At 64.4% G+C, this 22,170-nt stretch carries 14 protein-coding genes, 1 other RNA gene and 1 pseudogene; 10 read left to right on the top strand and 6 right to left on the bottom strand.

Annotated features, from left to right (window positions below):
* Both LN450_RS17460 and LN450_RS17465 read left to right on the top strand, forming a co-directional pair.
* Nucleotides 1-2,336, top strand: a 2,336-nt coding sequence (locus LN450_RS17460; protein WP_228892918.1) for an MMPL family transporter, incomplete at its 5' end; no start/stop codon positions are given.
* A complete protein-coding gene (locus LN450_RS17465; RefSeq protein ID WP_011348967.1) occupies nucleotides 2,323-2,754 on the top strand; it encodes a hotdog family protein in 432 nt (143 codons plus the stop codon). The genes LN450_RS17460 and LN450_RS17465, both read left to right, overlap by 14 nt.
* A 9-nt stretch (nucleotides 2,755-2,763) precedes the next feature.
* Here the strand turns inward: LN450_RS17465 and LN450_RS17470 are convergent, their stop codons facing one another.
* On the bottom strand, nucleotides 2,764-3,303 hold the full coding sequence (locus LN450_RS17470; RefSeq protein ID WP_039418991.1) for a hypothetical protein: 540 nt from the start codon (nucleotides 3,301-3,303) through the stop codon (nucleotides 2,764-2,766).
* Nucleotides 3,304-3,485: 182 nt separating this feature from the next.
* On the opposite strand from LN450_RS17470, the gene fabG reads away from it, so the two are divergent.
* Nucleotides 3,486-4,217, top strand: coding sequence for a 3-oxoacyl-ACP reductase FabG (gene fabG, locus LN450_RS17475; RefSeq protein ID WP_011348965.1), 732 nt, complete (start codon nucleotides 3,486-3,488; stop codon nucleotides 4,215-4,217).
* 61 nt (nucleotides 4,218-4,278) lie between these two features.
* A non-coding RNA gene (locus tag LN450_RS17480) (sX9 sRNA) lies at nucleotides 4,279-4,354 on the top strand.
* Between the two features lie 3 nt (nucleotides 4,355-4,357).
* On the opposite strand, the gene LN450_RS17485 is transcribed toward LN450_RS17480, so the two are convergent.
* The 5 genes from LN450_RS17485 to LN450_RS17505 are packed head-to-tail and all read right to left on the bottom strand — an operon-like array spanning nucleotide 4,358 to nucleotide 9,253.
* Nucleotides 4,358-4,819 (bottom strand): hypothetical protein, encoded by a 462-nt coding sequence (locus tag LN450_RS17485; protein WP_039418995.1) that lies wholly within the window; start codon nucleotides 4,817-4,819, stop codon nucleotides 4,358-4,360.
* A 24-nt stretch (nucleotides 4,820-4,843) separates the two neighbouring features.
* Nucleotides 4,844-6,466, bottom strand: a complete 1,623-nt coding sequence (locus LN450_RS17490) for an NAD(P)/FAD-dependent oxidoreductase (protein WP_011348963.1) — start codon at nucleotides 6,464-6,466, stop codon at nucleotides 4,844-4,846.
* Nucleotides 6,463-7,284 (bottom strand): glycosyltransferase family 2 protein, encoded by an 822-nt coding sequence (locus tag LN450_RS17495; RefSeq protein WP_008571170.1) that lies wholly within the window; start codon nucleotides 7,282-7,284, stop codon nucleotides 6,463-6,465. Before LN450_RS17495 ends, LN450_RS17490 begins: the two co-directional genes overlap by 4 nt.
* A complete protein-coding gene (locus tag LN450_RS17500) occupies nucleotides 7,281-8,054 on the bottom strand; it encodes a beta-ketoacyl synthase chain length factor (RefSeq protein WP_005914799.1) in 774 nt (257 codons plus the stop codon). The genes LN450_RS17495 and LN450_RS17500 overlap by 4 nt, the downstream gene beginning before the upstream one ends.
* Nucleotides 8,054-9,253, bottom strand: coding sequence for a beta-ketoacyl-[acyl-carrier-protein] synthase family protein (locus LN450_RS17505; protein WP_008571172.1), 1,200 nt, complete (start codon nucleotides 9,251-9,253; stop codon nucleotides 8,054-8,056). Before LN450_RS17505 ends, LN450_RS17500 begins: the two co-directional genes overlap by 1 nt.
* Nucleotides 9,254-9,472: 219 nt before the next feature.
* On the opposite strand from LN450_RS17505, the gene LN450_RS17510 reads away from it, so the two are divergent.
* From LN450_RS17510 to LN450_RS17535, 6 genes and pseudogenes are all read left to right on the top strand, one after another.
* A complete protein-coding gene (locus tag LN450_RS17510) occupies nucleotides 9,473-9,733 on the top strand; it encodes a YcgL domain-containing protein (protein WP_005914803.1) in 261 nt (86 codons plus the stop codon).
* Nucleotides 9,726-13,046 (top strand): ankyrin repeat domain-containing protein, encoded by a 3,321-nt coding sequence (locus tag LN450_RS17515; protein WP_011348962.1) that lies wholly within the window; start codon nucleotides 9,726-9,728, stop codon nucleotides 13,044-13,046. Before LN450_RS17510 ends, LN450_RS17515 begins: the two co-directional genes overlap by 8 nt.
* A gap of 26 nt (nucleotides 13,047-13,072) precedes the next feature.
* Nucleotides 13,073-13,371, top strand: a pseudogene (locus tag LN450_RS17520) (phosphotyrosine protein phosphatase).
* Nucleotides 13,372-13,434: 63 nt separating this feature from the next.
* On the top strand, nucleotides 13,435-15,234 hold the full coding sequence (locus LN450_RS17525; protein ID WP_011348961.1) for a glycoside hydrolase family 15 protein: 1,800 nt from the start codon (nucleotides 13,435-13,437) through the stop codon (nucleotides 15,232-15,234).
* Nucleotides 15,231-17,060: a glucose-6-phosphate dehydrogenase gene (zwf, locus tag LN450_RS17530; RefSeq protein WP_011348960.1), complete on the top strand. Its 1,830-nt coding sequence runs from the start codon at nucleotides 15,231-15,233 to the stop codon at nucleotides 17,058-17,060. Before LN450_RS17525 ends, zwf begins: the two co-directional genes overlap by 4 nt.
* A 402-nt stretch (nucleotides 17,061-17,462) precedes the next feature.
* Entirely contained in the window at nucleotides 17,463-22,136 is a 4,674-nt protein-coding gene (locus LN450_RS17535; RefSeq protein ID WP_046934819.1) for an RHS repeat-associated core domain-containing protein, read from the top strand.
* Nucleotides 22,137-22,170 lie beyond the last annotated feature (34 nt).

A 22,170-nucleotide genomic window follows, 5' to 3' on the forward strand; every position in this document is an offset into this window, starting at 1 on the left:
TCGGCCTGGCGCTGTTTTGGCTGGCCTTGCTGGCAGTGGCTGGCTTCTGGTTGAGCGAGACGCTCAAGGTCACTGGGGACTTGCGCAAGTTCATGCCCGCCCCGCGCACGCCGGCGCAAAAACTGCTGATCGAAGAACTCGGCGAAGGCCCTGGATCGCGGTTGCTGCTGATGGCGTTGTCCAACAACGATCCGGTCACCTTGGCCGAGCAGTCGCAGCAACTGCACCAGGCGCTGTCCGCGCAGCCGGCGTTGTTCGAACTGGTCAGCAATGGCGGCAATGCCGGATTGGAGGCGATTCCCAAGCGCTTGCTGCCGTACCGCTATCTGCTCAGCGACAGCTTCGACAAGACCCCGCTCGACGCGCCGACGCTGGAAGCGGCGTTGCAGGCGCGCGTGCAGGATCTGGGCTCGCCGGCAGCGGCCATGGTGGAGCCGTTGTTGCCGCGCGACCCCACGATGGAAATCGTGCATCTGGCCGAAACCCTGCAGCCGGCAGCGATGCCGCGCACGCGCAATGACGTGTGGTTCGATCGCGCCGGCACTTCGGCGCTGTTGATCGTGCAGACCCGCGCGGCCGGCTTCGACCCCACCGGCCAGCAACTGGCCTATGACGCCGTGCAGGCGGCGTTCGCGAAGGTCAGCAAGGGCACTGCCACCCGGCTGACGCTGACCGGGCCGGGCGCATTCGCGGTGGAAATCACCGCGCGCACGCAGGGCGAGGCGCAGTGGATCGGCACGCTGGATACGGTAGGCCTGGTGTTGCTGCTGCTGGTGGCCTACCGCAGCTGGAAGATTCCGGTGCTTGGCGTGTTGCCGCTGGCCAGCGCCGGTCTGGCCGGCCTGGGTGCGGTGGCGCTGCTGTTCGACGGCGTGCATGGCATCACCGTGGCATTCGGCTTCACGCTGATCGGCGTGGTGCAGGATTACCCGATCCACCTGTTCAGTCATCAGCGCCCTGGTCTGGATCCGCGCGAGAACGCACGGCACCTGTGGCCAACACTGGCCACCGGCGTGGTCTCTACCTGCATTGCCTATGTGACCTTCCTGTTTTCCGGCGTGGACGGCCTGCGGCAGTTGGCGGTGTTCACCATCGCCGGCCTTGCCACCGCCGCGGTCACCACGCGCTGGCTGTTGCCGGCCTTGATCGATCCGGCCCCGCGCGACTACGCGGACTCGCGCCTGCTGGCGGTGCTGTGGCGTGGCATTGCGCGCCTGCCGCGGCCACGCATCAGCCTGGCGGTGATGGCCGTGATCGGCATTGCGGTGATCGTGTTCGCGCCCGGGCAATTCTGGCAGAACGATCTGTCGAAGCTGACCCCGGTGCCACCCAAGGCCTTGGCGCAGGACACCCATCTGCGTCAGGAGCTGGGCGCGCCGGATGTGCGTTACGTGCTGGCGCTGCCGGCAGCCAGCGATGAAGCGGCGTTGCAGGCCAGCGAGCAGTTGCGCCCGCGTCTGGATGCGCTGGTGCGCGATGGTGCGTTGCTCGGTTACGACATGGCGGCACGCTATCTGCCCAGTGCCAAGACCCAGCGTGCGCGACAGGCCGCGTTGCCCGATGCTGCCCAGGCGCGCGCGCTGACCGAGCGCGCCGTGGCCACCACGCCATTCCGCAGCGATGCGTTTGCGCCGTTCCTGCAGGATCTGGACGCCGCCAAGCGCGCTGCACCGCTGCTGCCGAAGGATCTGAGCGGCTCGCCGCTGGCCACGTCGGTCGGTGGCCTGCTGCTCGGCCGTGGCGATCGCAGCACCGCATTGGTGTCGTTGACCGGCCTGCGCGATCCGGCGGTGTTGGCGGCCGCCGTGCAGGGCAGCGGCGCGCAATTGCTGGATCTCAAGGACGCCTCCGAATCGCTGGTGGCCGCCTACCGCGGACGCGTGCTCGGTGCGCTGGTCCTTGCCGCATTGCTGCTGGCGGTGACCGTGGCGATTGCACTGCGCAGCCCGCGCCGCATCGTGCGGGTGCTGCTACCGATGGCGCTGACCACGGTGCTGATCCTGGCGATCCTGCGCGGCACCGGGGTGGAGCTCAATCTGTTCCATCTGATCGCGCTGATCCTGGCCGCCGGTCTGGGCCTGGATTACGCGCTGTTCTTCGATCATGCCGGCGACGATCACGCCGACCAGCTGCGTACGCTGCACGCGTTGATCGTCTGCAGCCTGATGACACTGCTGGTGTTTGCGCTGTTGGCCGCTTCCAGTATCCCGGTCTTGCGTGCCATCGGCAGCACGGTGGCGCTGGGCGTGTTGTTCAATTTCATTCTGGCCTTGCTGGTGTCGCGCGAACCGGCGCTGGAACGCACCGCGAACGGAGAGCCGCATGCAGGGACGTGACGCAATCGCTGCGCTGATTCCGCACCAGGGCAGCATGTGCCTGTGGGAAGAAGTGATTGAGTGGGATGCACAGCGCATTGTGCTGCGCAGTCACGCACACCGCAGCGATACGCATCCGCTGCGGTGCAACGGGCGTTTGCGCGCGCTGCATCTGTGCGAGTACGGCGCGCAGGCCATGGCCGTGCATGGCGGATTGCTGGGTCGCCAATCCGGCATGCCGGTACGCCCGGGCATGCTGGTCGCGCTGCGTAGCGTGGAATTGCACCTCGCCTATCTGGACGACCTGCCCGATGCCATCGATTGCGAGGCGCAGGTGCTGATGCAGGGCGAGGACAGCCAGCAATACGGCTTCCGCCTGACCCATCGCGGGGAACTGCTCGCCGAAGGCCGCGCCACGGTCATGCTGGGCGCCGCCTGAGGCCTGCGCTCAGGGATTGACGGGTGTCTTCGCCGCGATGAGCGCGCTCAGATTGCCGACGCCGGGCAGGCGGTGCGCATACAGCCGCGCGATGTCACTGCCGCTGTGCAGATGCTCGAAATGCTCCAGACCGATCGACAGGAATTCCGCACTGCCATCGTGCGGCGTCTTGATCTCGCCGACTTCGAGTGCCTTCAAGGCGCTGATCCAATGGAAGGACTGGCCAGCGTCTTCGCGATTGAAATACGCGTACCAGACCGGAATGCGGAACAGCCGCTCAAACGCCACCGCGCGTCTGAGTTCATCCTCATAGGGCAGGCTGTAACAGGTTTTCTTGTACCTGTTGCGGTTCTTGACGTCGATGGCGATCAAGCCGATCGACTCCAGCAGCAGCAGGAAATCCGGCCGTTTGACCGCTGTGCCGAACAACGGCGCGAAGGTGTCCGGCGCTTGGCAAATGGCCACATAGCTGAAGCCATGCAGCTGCAGCCATGCATTCATCGCGTCCTCGCCTTGGTTGCCAAGGCCCGCCAAGTTCACTGCATTCATCTCGTTTCGTTCATCGCCGCCCGTGTTCGAAAGCTACCAGCCGGATTCGAAAGCGCTCAAGCGGCAGCGATCGGATTTGCGGCATGGTCAGGCAAATACGCGAGAAGTACCAAGAGTCCGTCCTTCAACGGGCAGCTTGATCTACGATAACGCTCCTTCTCTGCTCATATGGTTCGTGGCTTATGAACTCAGCTGCAAGACGCGCACTCGTTACCGGCGGCAGCGGCGATCTTGGCGGTGCGATCTGCCGCCACCTGGCTGCGCAGGGCCTGCATGTCATCGTGCACGCCAATCGCAATCTGGCGCGTGCGGACGAGGTGGTTGCCGCGATCGTGGCCGATGGCGGCAGCGCACAGGCAGTGGCCTTCGATGTGGCCGACGCGCAGGCAAGTTCGGCGGCGCTGGAGAGCTTGCTGGACGCTGGCCCGATCCAGATCGTGGTCAACAACGCGGGCATCCATGACGACGCGCCGATGGCAGGCATGAATGCCGAGCAGTGGCACCGCGTCATCGACGTGTCGCTGCACGGTTTTTTCAATGTCACCCAGCCGTTGCTGCTGCCGATGGCGCGCACGCGTTGGGGCCGCATCGTCAGCGTGTCGTCGGTGGCGGCCGTGCTGGGTAACCGCGGGCAGACCAACTACGCCGCCGCCAAGGCGGCGTTGCACGGCGCCAGCAAGTCGCTCTCGCGCGAAATGGCCAGCCGCGGTATCGCAGTGAATGTGGTCGCGCCGGGCGTGATCGATAGCGACATGGTCGGCGACAGTTTCGCGCCGGAGGTGATCAAGCAATTGGTGCCGGCCGGCCGCGTCGGCAAGCCCGATGAAGTGGCCGCGCTGGTCGCCTTTTTGTGCTCGGACGCGGCCGGTTACATCAATGGCCAGGTGATCGGCGTCAATGGTGGGATGGGCTGAGGGCGACTACCAAAACTACTGCGCAGCCGCCAGGCGGGCGCGGCCGGTGCTCGGAATCCTCATGTACAACTCGTACACTCCGGTTCCTGTGCGCCGTCCACGCCCACCTGGCGACTGCTCGCTACGTTTTGGTAGCCGCCCTAAATTGCATCGAAGTTGATGTAGCGACATTCCCCGTGCATCACGGATGCCTTGGTAATGAGGACCTCATCACCAGCACGACTAAGCGTGTGGATGTATTCCAGCTTTCCTGAGGATGTCTTGAGAAAGGTGTAAACCTCGGCCGTCTTCCCTGGATAAACAACCAGAACGGATAACGAACTGATGCCTCGGCTCAGAAGCATTATCCGTGCTCCTTCCTCACGAGCTGACACTATCTCCTGGCGAACATCTACATAAATCAGATCGTAATCGTCCCCCTGCTTTGAGAGCTTGGTCAGACCGCCTGTGATCCTTTCATCGTTCCAGCCGCTGTCTTTTGCCGTGATGATGCCTGTTTCGGCGTAGTAGCCTTTTCCTGCGGGATTTGAGCATGAGGCAATCTCCGCAGCATAAGTCGGTGTGCTAAGCGCAATCGATATAGCGAAACAGGTAAGTTTCATGGCGCACACCTAATTCTGTAGGCCTCACGCCGCGTCGGCGTACCAGGTTGCGGTAAGAATCGCTTCGCCGTTGGCATCGGCAGTCAACGCCTCCAGACCGTAGTCCGGCAGGTCGGGGTAGCGTTGGCGTGCCTGTTGCAGGATCTCGCGGGCCAGGACCGCCATCTGCGCGACATTGCCGTGGATGCGTGCGACAAACGCATCATCGTCGAGTGTGTCGTTCAAGGCGCCATTGAGTTCGTTGAACCAGCCGATCAGGTATTGGTCCAGCAGCCGTCCGCTGCCGGCGGCGATGCCCTGGGCGGTATTGCGCACGCCCCATGCATGCAGCACCTGCTGCATTGCCAGGTTCATGTCGCGCGCGAACAAAAAGTCGTTCTTCATGCGCGAGAGCAGGCTGAGATGGGCGATGCGACCGCTGCAGAACAGCGGTGCCAGCAACGACCAGTAATAGGTGTAATCCCAGATCACTTTGACCGGCATCACCTGCTCGTCGCCGAACAGCGCGTACTGATCCTGATACAGCGTCAGCGTGTTTTCGTAGAACGAGAAATACAGCTGCTGGTACAGCTCCACGTACGGGCTGAGCGACTTGCCGGCGCGGTCGCGGCCGATCAATTCGCAGATGTAGGTGTTGGAGATGGCGATGAAGTCGCTGCCCGGCGAATAGAACGGGTCCAGGAATACGCCCGCTTCGCCGGTCAGTGCCCAGCGCTGCGACGAGAACACCTGCTTGCAGCCATACGAGAAGTTGCGCAGGAACAGAAAGTCCTGCAGCCGGTAATCGGCCTGGTCGAGCGTGGCGGCCACCTGCGGCTGATGCGTGCGCAGCCAGTTCATCGCCTTCTCGTGGGTGTTCATGCTCTCCAGCGGATGCAGGTCTGCATCGCAGACGATGCCCAGCGAATGCGCACCCGACGACAGTGGGATCAGCCAGAACCAGTAGCCGGGCCCGCACATGTGATTGGTCGAACGCCAGCGGTCCGGCGGCGTGCAGCGTTGCAGCCAGCTGCTGTCCTGCGACCAGCCGTTGGGGTCGATCAGGCCTTCCACGCGCCACCACACTGCATTGGCGTTGTGCGCGTTGTCCTGCGCCAGGCCGAGCTTGCGCTTGAGCAGGCCGGCACGTCCGCTGGCATCCACCACCCAGCGCGCACCCAGCGTGCCTAGCGTGCCGTCGCGTTCGAAGCGCACGGCGTGGTCGCTGTCGTCTTCGGACAGGTCCACGCCCTTGACGCTGCAGCTGTCGATGAAGGCAATGCCCTGTGCACGCGCGCGTTCGCCCAGAAAATTTTCGAAGCGGCCGCGGTCGATCTGCCACGACGGCGTGGGCAGGATTTTGCTCACGCCCAGTTCGGTGCAGCGGTCGATGTCGTGGCGTTGGTCGGAGAAGAAGAACCGGAAACCGAACTTGCGGATCTGCTCGGTCTCCAGATGCTCGCGCAGGCCCAGTACGTCGGCAAAATAATGCGCGCCGATTTCCACCGTGGATTCGCCGACCTTGAACGCGGCCTCGCGGACCGGATGCGCGCGCCGTTCCAGCACGGTGATGGCAAGCTGCGGATCGCGCTGCTTCAGTTGCAGGGCCAGGCTCAGGCCAGCCAGGCCGCCCCCGGTGATCACGACATCGGCGCGCTGTGCATTCATGAGGAGTGATTGCTCTTGGTGACCGCGGGGACAGTAGCAAATTCGCCATCGGGATCGTCAACGATCACCGGGTTGGCGCGCACGCGGCGATATTCGCGCCACACATGGCCGTATGCCCACACCTGTTTGACCACGTGCGAGGTGATATTCCACAGGTCGCGCACCAGCCGGAAATGGCTCTTGCGGAAGGTGCCAGGCGAGGTACCGGCGTAGCGGGTCTCGATCGGCACGGCGACCACGCGCGCGCCAGCCTGGCGCGCGGCCGAAATCAGCAGCTGCGCTTCGAACACGAAGCCCTCGCCGGGCACGTTGGGCAGGGTGAACACCGAGGCCGGATACAAGCGTTGGCCGCTTTGGCTGTCGATCAGGCCGAAGCCGCACCCCCAGGCAATGCCCCAGTCGCCGAAATCATTGCCGATGCGGCGGATGGTGGGCTGGGTGGCGCGCTTGCGCATGCGCGCACCGATGATCACGCAGCCTGGGTGGCGGTTGGCGGCGGCCAGCAGGCGCGGGAAATCGGCCGCCTTGTGCTGGCCATCGCCGTCCATGGTCATCACCGCGCGCATGCCAAGCCGCTGTGCTTCGGCAAAGCCACTGCGCAGTGCCGCGCCCTTGCCCATGCGCTGCGGGTGACGGATCAGCGTGACCGGCATGCCGGCGATGCACTCGGCGGTGCCGTCGTCGGAGCCGTCGTCGATCACGATGACGTGCGCGCAATAGGTCAGCGCGTCGGTGACCACTTCGCGGATGCGCAGCGCCTCGTTCAAGGCCGGCACCAGGATGGCGGTGTCCTCGCGGCTCAGCGGTTGCCGGCTCATTGCCGGACCTCCACGCGCAGCACCCGGCCCGGCGTGGCATACAGCGCCACGCTGCCGCCATTGCCGGCCAACAGGTCCAGCAGCGGCAGCATCGGCGCCATTGCATTGCCGGCGATGTGGCGCGCCAGCGCGCCATCGCCGGGCGAGGGAGCGCCGTCGTCCAGATATGCGTGCAGCTGCGGCTTGCCGGCCTGGCCGGGGGCACCCAGCACCAGCGCGCTACCCAGCAGCCCCTGGCTGGGGGCAACGCGCCCGAGCGGCCCGACCGAGCGGGCGTCGTAGCTGGCCAGCAGCACGGCCTGGGCGCCGGCAGCGCGTTGCACCAGCGCTTCCAGCAGGCCCTGCGCAAAGCTGCCCAGGCTGGCGCTCATCGCCGTGGCCGGGGTCATCGCACCGGCGCCGATGGTCCAGTAGCCGGCGGCGGCGTTGTGCACCGAGTTGTGGAACTTGGTTGGCGAAATCGCCAACGGATCGCTGGCCAGCGTGGTGCACATGTAGTCGGAGATGGCCAGGTCGCCGTAGGTCGAGGTAAAGATCGACGGCAGGCTGGCCGGGTCGCGGCCTGCGGCGTTACAGGCGGCCAGCGCGGCTTCCAGCGACACGGCCACCGTATCCGGCGCACGCCGGCGTTCGTTGGCGGCCAGCAGCTGCGGCGCCGGGCGGGCGGGGGTTTCCTGCAGGGCGCCGCCGCGCGCGAAGGCGCTGGCAGCGTCCCAGTTGGGCAGACCCTGGGTCCAGAAGCCGATCCCTTCGATGGTCGCGGTCAGCATCAGCGGGCCCGCCCGAACAGCAGCGAACAGTTGTTGCCGCCAAAGCCGAAGGAGTTGTTCATGGCGTAATCGATGCGGGCATGGGCGTTGTCGAAGCGGATTTGCGGGCCACAGGCCGGGTCGGGGATGTCGCTGTTGAGCGTGCCGGGCAGCACCTCGTCGCGCAGCGCGAGCAGTGCGATCACCGATTCGACGATGCCGGCCGCGCCCAGGGTGTGGCCGGTCCAGGCCTTGGTCGAACTGGCGTGCAAGGTGCCGGGGAAGATCGCTGCCACTGCGGCGGCTTCCACGCTGTCGTTGGCCGGCGTGGCGGTGCCGTGCAGGTTCAGATAGCCCACTGCGGCCGGCTCCAGACCGGCGCGGTCGAGCGCACCGCGCATCGCCAGCTGCGCGCCCAGCCCTTGCGGATGCGGCGCCGACATATGGTGCGCGTCGCTGGATTCGCCGTAGCCGTACAGCCACAGCGCGGCATCCGGTGCGGCGGCCGGGCGTTCGAGCAGCGCAAAGCCGCCGGCCTCGCCCAGGCTCAGGCCGACCCGGCGCGCGTCGAACGGCTGGCACATCTCCGGCGCCACCACCTGCAGCGAGTTGAAGCCGAACAGCACGCTGCCGCACAAGGTGTCCACGCCGCCGACCAGCGCCGCGTCGATCACATCGGCCTCCATCAGCCGCGCCGCCTGGGCGAACACCTTGGCGCTGGACGAACAGGCCGTGGCCACGGTCACGCACGGGCCACGCAGGCCGGTGGCGTGCTGCACGAAGTCGCCCAGCGAATGCGGGGTGTGCACGATCGGGCGATTCAGATCCTCGGGGAAGCGCGCGCCGTCGGCGTCGTCGACCAGCCGCGTATACGCTTCTTCGCTGGCGCCGATGCTGGAGGTGGAGGTGCCGATGATCACCGCTACCCGCTCAGCGCCGTAGCGCTGCGCGGCGGCCTGCACGGCCTGCGCCATCCCGTCCTGCTGCAGTGCCAGCCAGGCCAGGCGGTTGTTGCGGCAATCCCACGCGTGCAGAGAATCGGGCAGCACAACCTCTTCAACGCCATCGACGCGCCCGACCCAGCAGGGCAGCAGCGGTTGCGGCCCGAAATCGTTGCGACGCAGGCCGCTGCGTCGGGCGGTCAACGCGGCGGCCTGGGCGGCAAGCCCGGCACCGAGTGCGGTGGTGGAAGTGAACGCGGTGACGGCAACCGGGGCCATCTGGGACGAATGCTGCGCTTGGCTCACGATGGTCTGGCTGGCAAAAAGTGCGGTCAGTATATCGATGGCGCGCGTGGGTCCCGTGGACGGCGCAACTGAACGTCACCGTCATGTCGCTGACGCGGCTGGGATTTTTCGCACAGGCCGCGCTTTCGCCGTCGCCGCAATTGCGACACAATCGGCGCGACACATCTCTCTTCCGAGCGCGACCACGCGCGCATGCACGCCTACGTCTATAAAAGCCAACGCAAGCAGGACACCTTCGTCTATCTCGCCACACGTGACGATTTCTCCGGTCTTCCTGCCGCCGTGCAGGCGCAGCTGGCGCCGTTGACGTTCGTGCTGGATGTGGCGTTGACGCCGGAGCGCCGGCTGGCGCAGGCCGACGCGGCCACGGTGCGCGAGGCGCTGGGCAAGCACGGCTTCTATCTGCAATTGCCCAAGACCATCGTGCTCGCAGGCGAGTGCGACCATGACTGAGCCTGTGCGTGGCGCACGGATGCGCGCCGCAACGCTGGCCGGTGCGGCTGGCGTGGTGCTCTGCCTGCTCGGTGGCATTGGCGGCGTGGTTGCCGCGCTGAGCCTGTGGCTGGCGCAGCCGGCGTTCGCGCTGGCGGTGTCGTGGGCACGTGGGACGCGCGCAGTGCCGGGCCAGCCGCGCGCGGTCGCGCAGGCGCTGCCGCCGTTGCTGGCCATCTGGGGCGTGGGCCTGCTGGCACTGGCTGCGCTGATCAGCTGGCCGCTGACCGCCCTGCGCGACAGCGGCAGCCTGGCGGCCGCGCTGGCGCTGAGCGTCGCAGTCAGCGCTGCCTTACTGGGGCTGTGGCGGACCTGGCCGTTGTGGGGCGAGGTGGAACGCGACGGCGGCGCGCTGGCGCCACGCTGGCAGGCATTGGCCGCGCAGGAACTGCATGCCTGGCGCGGCCTGCTGACGGCTGCACTGGTGCTGGCAGTGTGCACCCTGGCCGTGGTGCTGGCCTGGCCGGGCTGGTTGTCCGGCGGCCTGCGCTGGGGCTTGGCGGTGGCTGCCGGTGTGCTGCTGCCGGTGGCCCATCTGCTGCTGCAACGCACCGCCGCACCCATGCGCAGCGATGCGCCGCACACGCGCCAGGCCGCCGATTTCTTCTCCGAAGCCGCCGCCGAACCGCGCCCGCTGGAACCGGTGGCCCGGCATCAGCTGGTGCCCGAACTCTTCGAGGCCGCGCGCAGTGGCCGGGTGGACCGCGCGCTGCAATTGCTCGAGGCCGGTGCCGACCCGCAGGCGTTGCCGCTGCCGGAATGGCGCGATCAACGCAGCCTGCCGGCGCTGGCGGCCGTACTGCCGGATCTGCGCCTGCTGCGTGAGTTGATCGTGCGCCGCGTCGACGTCAATCAACCGCATCGCGGCATGACCCCCTTGCTGGCCGCCACCCGCGACAGCTGGCACGGCCGCCCGGATGCGGTGATGACCTTGCTGGCCAATGGCGCCGACCCGCGCGCCAGCGACAACGACGGCAATACCCCCTTGCATCACGCCGTGCGCAGTTCCGACCCGGGCGTGGCCGCGCTGTTGCGCGATGCCGCCGCCGAGCTCGACGCGCTCAACAACGAAGGCCATTCGCCGTTGGCGATGGCCTGCCAGGTCGGCAACTGGCGGCTGGCCAAATTCCTGCTGGAGCGCGGCGCGCAGTCCGAACCGGAGGGCGGCGCCCCGGTGCTGCTGGCGGCAGCCGGTACCGAAGAAGACGACCCGGCCGGCGTGCAGTTGCTGCTCAAGCACAAGGCGCGTGTGGATGCGCGCGATCGCCAGCGTCGCAGTGCGCTGCACGAAGCCGCGCTGGCCGGCCACGGCGACATCGTCGAGGCGCTGTTGTCGGCCGGAGCAAACCTGGAAGCGCGTGATCTGCTGGGCCGCACGCCGTGGCTGGATGCCGCGCGCCAGGCACGCAGCGCCGTGCTCGAACGCCTGGTCGCGCGCAAGGCCGATGTGCTGGCCATCGATGGCGACGGCCGCAACGCGTTGATGCTGGCCTGCGCCGCCGACAATGTGTCGCCGGCGCTGATCCGCCGCCTGCTGGACCTGCAGGTACCTGCCGACAGCGTGGATGCGCACGGTCGCCGCGCGGTGGATGTGGCCGCCGAGGCCGGACGTTGGGCGATCGTGCAGCTGCTCGATCCCGCTTACCCGTTGCCGGCCGCGGTCAGCGACGCGCAGGGCGAGGCGCCTGGCGTTGCCGTGCTGCCCGATCGCCCGCCGCTGGTGCTGCTGCGCGAGGGCCTGCAGCTCGGGCAGCGCGACGGTCTGGTCGCGCTGGCGCGGCTATGCGCCCCGGAAGAACTAGGCGGCCTGCTGCACGATGCGCATCTGGCCTTGAACGCCGAGGCGGTCGACTGGCTGCTGCGCCATGGCGCCGATGCCGAAGTGCGCGACGCCTGCGGCGATGTCCCGATGTTTGCGCTGCTCTCGCGCGGCGTGGAGGCGGTACCGGCGCTGCAGGCGTTGCTGCGGCATGGCGTCTCGCCGGCAGGCGCCGGTGGCCTGACCCGGCTGCTGAGTGCCTGCGTGCAGCACGATGCGGCATCGCGCGGGCTGGAACAGTTCGCGCTGGAACTGCTCGAACGTGGCGCCGACCCCTTCGCTCCGTCGGCTGCCGGCGATCCGCCGTTGTCGCTGGCGGTGCGGCTGGGCTGGCTGCGCCTGCAGCAGTGGTTGCTGGAACATGGCGTGGACCGCGAAGCGCGCGACAGCCACGGCATGACCGCGCTGCATCTGGCCACCGCGCTGGGCCGCGATGCCTCGCTGAAACTGCTGGTCAAGCAGGGCGCCTCGCCGGAAGCGCGCGCTGCCGACGGGCAGACCCCGCTGGGCGTGGCGCTGTCGATCGGCCGCCGCGATCTGGCCGACTGGCTGGACTGGCGCATCTGGTCGCTGCCGCGCCGCACGCTGCGCGAAGCGGATGTGCCGGCCGCCGCGATGACCGGCGATACCGATGCGGTGCGTCGCCTGATCGATCTCGGCCTCGCCGTCGACGCCGTCGACGCGCAAGGCTGCACCGCGCTGCTGCGTGCCGCCGGTGGTGGCCATCTTGGCGTGGTGACGCATCTGCTCGGCCGCGGCGCCGATCCGCAGCGCGCGGCCAACAGCGGCGCCACGCCGTTGTCGGCGGCCGTGAGCATGCGCCAGACCGAGATCGTGGCCGCCTTGCTGCAGGCCGGTGCGCAGATCGAACACCGCCTGCCGGGCGGGGTGACCGTGCTGATGCTGGCCTGCGCATTGGGCCTGCCGGACATCGTGGCGCGCCTGCTCACCGCCGCGGCCGACGTGCACGCCACCGACAATCAGGGGCTGGCGCCGCTGCATTGCGCGGCGTTGTACGGCTTCACCGCGCGCGACAAGAACCGCCTGTTGGCCCTGCTGGACACCTTGCTGCTGGCCGGTGCCGACCCGGACTACCTGGCCGGTGGCCGGGTCAGCCCGTTGCTGCTGTTGCTGGGCGCGCGTGCCGAACCGGGTACCTCCTGCGACGAGCAGGTGGTGCTGGCCGGCGTCGAACGCCTGCTCGACGAAGATGTCTCGCTGGATGTGGCCGACCAGCGCGGCTTCGGCCCGCTGCATCTGGCTGCACTGCACGGCCTGCCGCTGCTGGTGCAGCGCCTGCTGCGGGCCGGTGCCGATGCCGACCGCCGCGATGCGCTCAACCGTACCCCGCGCGAAATCGCCATCATGCGCGGCTTCATCGACGTGGCCGGCCAGTTCGAACCGGCGCTGCCGGGCGTCTCTTCGATGGCGCGCTTCCTGCGCGAAGGCCGCTGAACCAGCGCGTCGGGTAACCGCTGCGGGTGCCGTTCGTGTGCAGCCGCACCCGCCTGCGCAGCCTCACCGCCGAGCGCGTCTTCGCCGCTGGCCCGGCGTGCGGGCGCAATCGGCCGGCTGGCGGCCGATGCGCAAGTGCAGGTCACCCCAGGGCTATTACAGGAGGCAGAGGTGGTGCTGGTCATGGAGCGTCGCCGCGCACCTACGCCACCGCCGGGTGATCTGCCTGCAGCGTCCCGACGAGGATGCGTCTATGCACCCGGCACTGGTACGCCGCCTGGAACACACGGTGCCACCGCTGCTGGGTTTACCGGCGCAGTCGTAACCTGATCCCGACACGGCCCATGCAAGACTGCGCGTTCTTTCGCCGGAAGGAAGCGCCCAACCAATGAGCGTGCGTATCGAGGACCACGCAATGCTGGGCAACTGCCACAGCGCGGCCCTGGTCGACCATCGCGGCACCATCGACTGGCTGTGCCTGCCACGCTTCGATTCCGATGCGGTGTTCGCTGCGTTGCTGGGTGAGGAACAACACGGGCAATGGGCGTTGTCGCCGGCTGCCGACTTCCGCAGCGAGCGCGCCTACCAGGACGATAGCCTGGTGCTGTGCACGCGCATGATCACCGACAACGGCACGGTGGAACTGATCGACTTCATGGTCGCCAGCGAAAACGGCGAAGTCCATCAGCATCTGGTGCGTATCGTGCGCTGCGTGCAGGGTAGCGTGCCGATGCACATGCGCCTGACCTTCCGCTTCAACTACGGCCGCACGGTGCCATGGGTGACGCGCATCGTCGATGGCATCCGCGCCATCGCCGGCCCCGATCAGCTTGCATTGCGTTCGCCGCAAACACTGCGCGGCCAGGACATGGGCACCGAAACCGACTTCACCCTGCGTGAGGGCGAAAGCACCTGGTTTCTGCTCAGCCACGGCGCCTCGCATCAAGCCACGCCGCCCTTGATCGACGCCGAACAGGCGCTGCAACGCACCACCGCGTTCTGGCACGGCTGGGCGCGCCGCTGTACCGATGTCGGGCCGTGGACCGAGCAGGTGCGCCGCTCGCTGGTGGTGTTGAAGGGGCTGAGTTATCTGCCCACCGGCGGCATTGTCGCCGCGCCCACTGCCTCGTTGCCGGAGCATCTGGGCGGCATGCGCAACTGGGATTACCGTTACTGCTGGCTGCGCGATTCGGTGTTCACGCTGATCGCGTTGTTGCAGGCCGGGTACCGCGACGAAGCGGCAGCCTTCCGCGATTGGGTCCAACGCACCATTGCCGGTTCGCCGGATCAATTGCAGGCGCTGTACGGCATTGCCGGTGAGCGCCGCTTGCAGGAATGGGAAGCGCACTGGCTGCCCGGCTATGAACATTCCGGCCCGGTGCGCATCGGCAACGGCGCGGTGGATCAGTTCCAGCTCGATGTGTATGGCGAGTTGATCGGCGCGTTCCATTACGCCCGCGAAAAGGGCGTGGGCCTGCCGTCCGACGACGACGGATCGTCTGCGTCGCTGCTGGAAAAGATTCTGGAAACGCTGGAAACCCTGTGGCGCGAACCCGATGAGGGCATCTGGGAAATCCGCGACGAGCGCCGCCACTTCGTGCATTCCAAGGTGATGGCCTGGCTGGCCTTCGACTGCGGCGCGCGCGATGGCATCACCAATGCAGACGCAGAAAAACGCGCGCACTGGGGCCGCATTGCCGAAGAGATTCGAGCCGACGTCCTGGAAAAAGGCGTGCATCCGGAAGGTCACTTCGTGCAGAGCTATGGCTCGGACCGGCTGGACGCTTCGCTGCTGCTGATCCCCATCGTGGGTTTTCTGCCGCCGGATGATCCGCGCATCGCCGCCACCGCCGATGCGATCGCACGCGATCTGACCATCGACGGGTTGGTCGAGCGCTATCGCGCCGACGACAGCGCCGACGGTTTGCCGGCCGGCGAGGGCACCTTCCTGGCCTGCAGTTTCTGGCTGGTGGAAAACTATGCATTGCTCGGCCGCACCGACCAGGCGCGTGCGCTGCTCGAACGTCTGCTCGGGCTCTGCAACGACGTCGGTCTGCTCGCCGAAGAATACGACCCGCGCAGCAAACGCATGCTCGGCAACTTCCCGCAAGGGTATTCCCACGTGGCCCTGGTCAATGCGGCATTGCGCCTGCATGGACGCATGGGCGAAAAGGAAACGCATCCATGAGTGAGCAAGCAACCACACCGCCGTGCATCATCGTGGTGTTCGGCGCACGCGGCGATCTGACCAAGCGCCTGGTCATGCCGGCGCTGTACAACCTGCGCCGTTCCGGTGCGCTGGGCGATGAGTTCGCCATTGTCGGCATGGACCATGGCGACATCAGCGAACGCGCGTGGCGGACCAACATGGGGCAGTCGATGACGCAGCTGCTCAGCAGTCGCGATGCCGAATTCCAGACCGACGAATTCGACACCGCCACCTGGGACTGGTTGCGCGAGCGCATGCATTACCTGCGCGGCGACTTCACCGATCAGGGAGCCTACCGATCGCTGGGCGGCGTGCTGGACAAGCTGCACAAGCGCTATGGCACGCAGGGCAACGTGCTGTTCTATCTGGCCACCGCCGCGCGCTTCTTCGAGCCGGTATTGCTTAACCTGGGCGAGGCTGGCCTGGTCAGGCAACGCGAAGGCGAAGGCTGGCGCCGGGTAATCGTGGAAAAACCCTTCGGCCACGATCTGCCCAGCGCCCAGCATCTCAATGCCACGGTCGCCAAGGTGCTGCACGAAGATCAGGTGTTCCGCATCGATCATTTCCTGGGCAAGGAAACCGTGCAGAACATTCTCGCGTTCCGCTTCGCCAATGGCTTGTTCGAGCCGGTGTGGAATCGCGATCGCATCGACCATGTGCAGATCACCGCGGCCGAAACCATCGGCGTGGAAGGGCGCGGGCGGTTCTACGACCCTACCGGCTGCCTGCGCGACATGGTGCCGAACCATCTGTTCCAGTTGCTGGCGATGATTGCGATGGAACCGCCGGCGGCGTTCACTACCGAGGCGATGCATCGCCGTCGCGCCGAAGTGATCGAGGCGGTGCGCCCGATCAGGCCCGAAGATGTGGTGCGCGGGCAATATGCCTCCGGCGCGGTCAATCGCAATGCGGTGCCGGGCTATCGCGAAGAAGACACCGTGCCCGAGGATTCGGACACCGAAACCTATGTGGCGATGAAGCTGCAGGTCGACACCTGGCGCTGGGCCGGCGTGCCGTTCTACCTGCGCACCGGCAAGCGCCTGCGCGAACGCACCACCGAGATCGCGATCCGTTTCAAGCCCGCACCGCTGGCCCCGTTCCGCAGCACCGAAGTGGGCGGCTATGGCCCCGACTGGCTGGTGCTGCATATCCAGCCCGACGAGGGCATCTCGCTGCAGTTCGACGTCAAGCGCCCCGGCGCGCAGGTCGCACTGGCGCCGGTACGCATGGATTTCCGCTATCGCGACTGGTTTCCCAAGGAATACACCGTGGGCTACGAACGCCTGCTGCAGGACTGCATGAACGGCGAAGCCGGCCTGTTCCAGGACGCGGCCATGGTGGAAGGCGCATGGCGCATCGTGCAACCGATCCTGGATGCATGGAAACAACCGCCCAGCGACTTCCCTAACTACGCCGCAGGCAGCGCCGGCCCCTCGGCCGCCGACGCCTTGCTGGCCATGAACGGCGGACACGCCTGGCGCGCCCTCACTCCCGGCCGCAAACCCCCACCACGCCGTCCCCCAGAAGCGCGTGCTGGTGCTGCGACGCCGGTGAAGAAAGCCACCAAGAAGATCGCGAAGAAAGCGAGCAAGGCGACATCCAAGCGTGCCGGTAAACCTGCTGCAAAATCCGCTGAAACCGGAGCCGATTCATCTAGCAAGCCTACGAAAAAATCGGGCGTCAAACGTGCAACGAAGGAGGTCGCAAAAAAGACTGCGAAGACCGTAAGGAAAACCGCGGCCGGCAAAGTTGTCGCGACGAAGTTGGTTAGCAAGAGTGTAGCTGCGCGTAAAGCGCGCCGCTGATTTTGCAAGCGCCGACCATAGCGTGGCGACTGGCGCTTGATTGGAGCAAGCGATGCAGCTTTTGACTTGCGTCATGATGCTCGTTACTCAGCTACAGGCAGGCCATGTCGTGACCAAAAGCGCTCGTGATCATCGGCATGCGTGAATCTTGACGTCAACTTGCGCGACGCAGTAACCGGGCGAGGTTGATAGCTCAGAAAGAAATTGCGGATGTGGCGAGTTGTTGAGGTCGCTGGCTTGGAAGGGGCTATGCGCTGTCATCACCAAGTAAGCCAGCATCAGTTGCACTGATGCTTGACTGGAGCGATTTCGGCAGGTGATAGTGACGCACCTCGCGGCCACGTTGTCCTCGATTGCGTCTATAGCGCTGTCGCGCAGTCAAAAAATAGAGAGAGATAGGACATGGAAGTTCTTGGGCCCTTGCGGCTGCGTTTTTATGTGTTCGTGTTGTTGCTGGCCGTTGTCTGCGGAGTTTCCGCGCAAGAGGCCAAGCCAGAGTGGACGCTTTCTGCCAAGCATCCAGAAATGCCAACGACAACTGTTGGCGTCTTTGGCAATCAGCATCGTGCAATTGAGGCCATGGCGCAGATCGCTGGTCCTAGCGATGCAGAGTATGCGTATCGTTTAGCTACGCACGTAAAAGAAACAAAAACGAACGACGACCAGACGGTTACGCTCACATACTGGCTTGGTAACGATCAACCTTCCGATCCCGAATGGACTTACTCTGCACTAGGTAGCTCTTACGCAACTGAGGTCGAGATGGTTGCAGGTATTGAATCCTTCTATACTCAATTTAACGAATGTGGCAAGATTTTGCTGAAACCAGCAACGGAATGGATGCCATATTCGGCGGAATACGAGGGTCGTATTGATTCAAAACGGTTTGATGTTATATCGAACGTGCTTTATTACGATGGAACGTGCTTACCCGTAGAGCATACTGGGATCGGTGGTCGCCAGCGCAGGCTATTTTGTCCTTTATATACGACCTGGAACGATGATTATCAAGCCTGTGTAAATCTGGAAATATTTGCTTACTTGACCGGGCCTTCTTTAGAGGATACGTGTTCGGTTGGCAATCCGCGCGATGTAAAGACCGGGGAAAAATCACAACCTGAACAGGATTTCGATCTTGGATGGATACGTCTCGTTCGAACGTTCCGGTCCTCGCAGGTTGGACGGCGATCAAACCTTGGGGCGGGCTGGTTTAACTCACATGAAATCAGTGTTTCTTCAAGCGGCTCTCACGCAATACTTGCTGAAGGAAACGGGCTTCAACGTAATTTCAAATCGGTCGGAAATTCTTTTATTGCTTCTGATGGCTCTGGGGATCGGCTTGAGAAAATAGCCAACGGGTGGAGGCTTTTTAGGTCGGAAACGGTTTCGGAATTTGATGCTACAGGCGCGTTGGGCTTGGTGTCGAAAGACGACGGTACTTATCTTCGATACGCGTACGATCGATCCTCGAGGTTGGAATCGATCACGCACTCGACCGGACGCAAGTTGGTTTTTAACTACGCTGATGGCTCCCGTTATGCCCAGCTTATTCGAGTTGCGCTGGACGGAGTTGCGTTGGCTACTTACGCTTACTCTGACACTTTCCCGGACAGCGCGGTGCTGGAGAGCGTGACCTATGCGGACGGTCGGGTCAGGTCGTATCTGTATGAAGACGAAGATTTTTACCGCTTCCTGACCGGTGTGGTCGCGGAGGATGGAATGCGCTACAGCACATTCGCCTACAGCGCTACGGGGCGTGTTGTGTCGAGCCAGCATCACGACGGCGCAGACGGTGTGACGCTTGATTACACCGATGACGCCACCGTTGTAACCGACGCGTTGGGAAAACAGACGACATATACGCTGAGCCAGCGTTCCGCAGGTCCTAGAAAAATAGATGACGTCACCGACAGCGCAGGTACCCTCAGCAGCGACTATCTGGACGCAAGTGTTGATTTTCGTCGGCGCTTGAGAGCATCTACCGATCGTGCCGGGGTGATCACGCAACACGCCTATGCCGAACTTGCGGATGCTGGCGTGCCAATCGATGTGCATACGGTCACCGAGGCGGCTGGTTTACCCAGTCAGCGAATCACAAGTACGCGCACCGCTGTCGACAGCAATCGATTGATGTCAGTTCAATCAAGTGACAAAAAAGTAGGCTATGTCCGAAATGCGCGACTGCAGCCGCAGCAAGTCATCACGACCGACGTCGCAAGTGGTCAGACCAGAGTTCTCAGTATGAACTACTGCGAGGCAGCCGATGTGGCTGCTGGTGGCGACTGTCCCGTGCTTGGCCTCCTGAAGTCCATCGATGGCCCGCGCACGGATATCGACGACCGTACGATCTACAACTATTACCCCATCGATGCTGCCGGGTGCGAGACTGGCACCGGAGCGTGCCTGTATCGCAAGGGTGACCTCAGGCGGACCATCAACGCCCGCGGTCAGATCCGCGAGAATCTGAGCTATGACGCAGCAGGCCGCGTTCTTTCTGCCGTTGACGAAAACGGGGTGCTGACCGATTACAGCTACCACCCGCGTGGTTGGTTGGCATCGACCACGGTGCATGGCGCGACTGCTGCGCAGAACCGCGTCACCACGTTCGAGTACTGGCCCACCGGCTTGGTCAAGCGCATCAACCAGCCCGATGGCAGCTACGCGACGTTTGTCTACGATCAGGCCCAACGCCTCACCGATGTCACCGATACGCTGGGCAACACCCTCCATTACGTGCTTGATAAGGCTGGCAATCGTTTGGAGGAGCAGACCAACGATGCACAAGGTACGCTCAAGCGCAGCTTGAGCCGTATTTACAATCAATTGGGCCAACTGGAAACGCAGGCGGATGCGGCCGCAAATCCTACCGACTACGCCTACGATGCAAATGGCAACCTACGCTTGATCACAGATGCGTTCGGCCGCAGCACCCTGCAAGAGCACGACCCACTTGGCCGGCTTGCGCGTACGTTGCAGGATGTCGATGGCATCAAGGCCGAAACCAACGTGGGTTACGACACGCAGGATCGCCCGTTGCAGATCAAGGACCCCAAACGTCTGGACACGCGCTACACGTACAACGGCTTCGGCGATACCCTGAAGCTAACCAGCCCGGACACCGGCGTCACTAGCTATAGCTACGATAGCGCAGGCAACCGCGCCACGCAGACCGATGCACGCGGCATCACGTCCACCTTTGGCTACGACGCGCTCAACCGTGTCCTGAGCGTCAGCTACCCAACCGCCGCCTTCAGTGTCAGCTATACCTATGACGTTACGCAGAGCGTGTGCGCCAGCGGTGAGACGTTCACCGTCGGGCGGCTGGCCAAGCTCCAGGATGGCAGCGGTACCACCCAGTACTGCTACAACCGTTTCGGCGAAGTGGTGCGCAAGGTGCAGACGGTCAATGGCAAGGTGTTGGTGTTGCGCTACGACTACACACCTGGCGGCCGGCTGCGGTCGATGGTCTACCCGGACGGCACCACGGTCGATTATGTCCGCAACGCGCAAGGCCAGACGACCGAGGTTGGGGTGACTGCACAAGGCGGCAGCCGCCAACGTCTGCTAAGCGGAGCGACCTACCACCCGTTTGGGCCATCCTCCGGCTGGACCTATGGCAACGGCCGCAAGCTGGTGCGCATGTACGATCTTGACTACCGCCCCCGCAGCATCCAAGACACCCGCGCAGGCGGCTTGGAAATCGGCTTCGGCTTCGATGCCGTTGGCGACCTCACTGCTCTGACGCCGGCCGGCAACCCGACACCAGAGCTACGACTGGATTACGACGCCCTCGGTCGGCTTACAGCGCTGAAAGACGGCGCCGCCAATACCGCGATCGATGGCTACAGCTACGATGCCACCGGCAATCGCCTGAGTGCCAAGGTCGGCGGCGCCACCCAAGCCTACACCTATCCAACCACCAACCATCGCCTGAGCGCAGTCGCAGGCGTGGCACGCACCTACGACAAGATGGGCAACACCCTCACCATCGGCGGCAAGGCACGCGAATACCTGTACGACACCACCGGCCGCATGACCCAGGTCAAGCGCGCAGGCGTTGCAGTCATGAACTACCGCTACAACGCTCGCGGCGAGCAGGTACGCCGTTATCTGGGCACTGCCAACACCTATACGCTCTACGACGAGGCCGGCCATTGGCTCGGCGACTACGACACCAACGGTGCACCCAAGCAGCAAGCGATCTGGCTGGACGACCTGCCGGTGGGCCTGCTAGCCAACGGCGCTCAACTGCACTACATCGAACCCGACCACCTCGGCAGCCCGCGTGTGGTCGTCGATGCCGCCCGCGATGTCGCCGTGTGGAACTGGAGTCCGAAGGGCGAAGCCTTCGGTAACACCGCGCCGAACCAGGATCCGGATGGGGATGGCATTGCGATGGTGTTCGACATGCGGTTCCCTGGGCAGCGCTTTGATGCAGCGAGCGAATTCAATCAGAACTACTTTCGTGACTATGATGCTGCTACTGGTCGGTATGGGCAGAGTGATCCCCTGGGCCTAACTGCGGGCTTGGCAACCTATGGATATGCTGCATCCAATCCGTTGAACGCGATGGATTTATATGGCTTACTGGAACTCAACGATCCTGCAACCTGGCCTAACATTCCTCAGCCTATCGTCGACTTTTCTGCCGGAATGGGAGATACCGTAAGCTTCGGTGCGACAAATGTAATCAGGGACTGGGCTGGGACCAACGACCAAGTGGACAAGTGTTCTTCGAGCTACGGTATTGGTGAAGTAGCCGGAGTAGCTAATTCAATAGTCTTGGGTGGAGCTGCTGGATGGCGTTCTGCGGGGAAAAAGGCAGGAACGGAATTTTCGCATTGGATACCAAACAGAATGGGTGGTCCACGATCTCTTTGGAACGGAAATTATGTGCCAACGCGAGTGCATGCGCTCTCCGATCCATATCGTTATAAGTTTATGCCAAGGATTTGGAAAGCAGAAAATCCGATGCCGGGAAGAGTGACGCAGCAATGGATTAGACTGCCTGACGTCTACAAAGGGCTCCTTTCAGGTGCGACATATGGTTCCGCAAGTGAAAGTCTGCGCGACTAGTAATTTTTTGGTAGGAGTTTATGCGAGCGTTCTT

This window comes from Xanthomonas euvesicatoria pv. euvesicatoria (assembly GCF_020880415.1).
GTDB lineage: Bacteria > Pseudomonadota > Gammaproteobacteria > Xanthomonadales > Xanthomonadaceae > Xanthomonas > Xanthomonas euvesicatoria.

Coding starts and splice junctions, on each gene's coding strand:
- LN450_RS17465 (WP_011348967.1), top strand. CDS start 2,323: ATGCAGGGACGTGACGCAATCGCTGCGCTGATTCCGCACCAGGGCAGC.
- LN450_RS17470 (WP_039418991.1), bottom strand. CDS start 3,303: ATGAATGCAGTGAACTTGGCGGGCCTTGGCAACCAAGGCGAGGACGCG.
- fabG (WP_011348965.1), top strand. CDS start 3,486: ATGAACTCAGCTGCAAGACGCGCACTCGTTACCGGCGGCAGCGGCGAT.
- LN450_RS17485 (WP_039418995.1), bottom strand. CDS start 4,819: ATGAAACTTACCTGTTTCGCTATATCGATTGCGCTTAGCACACCGACT.
- LN450_RS17490 (WP_011348963.1), bottom strand. CDS start 6,466: ATGAATGCACAGCGCGCCGATGTCGTGATCACCGGGGGCGGCCTGGCT.
- LN450_RS17495 (WP_008571170.1), bottom strand. CDS start 7,284: ATGAGCCGGCAACCGCTGAGCCGCGAGGACACCGCCATCCTGGTGCCG.
- LN450_RS17500 (WP_005914799.1), bottom strand. CDS start 8,054: ATGCTGACCGCGACCATCGAAGGGATCGGCTTCTGGACCCAGGGTCTG.
- LN450_RS17505 (WP_008571172.1), bottom strand. CDS start 9,253: ATGGCCCCGGTTGCCGTCACCGCGTTCACTTCCACCACCGCACTCGGT.
- LN450_RS17510 (WP_005914803.1), top strand. CDS start 9,473: ATGCACGCCTACGTCTATAAAAGCCAACGCAAGCAGGACACCTTCGTC.
- LN450_RS17515 (WP_011348962.1), top strand. CDS start 9,726: ATGACTGAGCCTGTGCGTGGCGCACGGATGCGCGCCGCAACGCTGGCC.
- LN450_RS17525 (WP_011348961.1), top strand. CDS start 13,435: ATGAGCGTGCGTATCGAGGACCACGCAATGCTGGGCAACTGCCACAGC.
- zwf (WP_011348960.1), top strand. CDS start 15,231: ATGAGTGAGCAAGCAACCACACCGCCGTGCATCATCGTGGTGTTCGGC.
- LN450_RS17535 (WP_046934819.1), top strand. CDS start 17,463: ATGGAAGTTCTTGGGCCCTTGCGGCTGCGTTTTTATGTGTTCGTGTTG.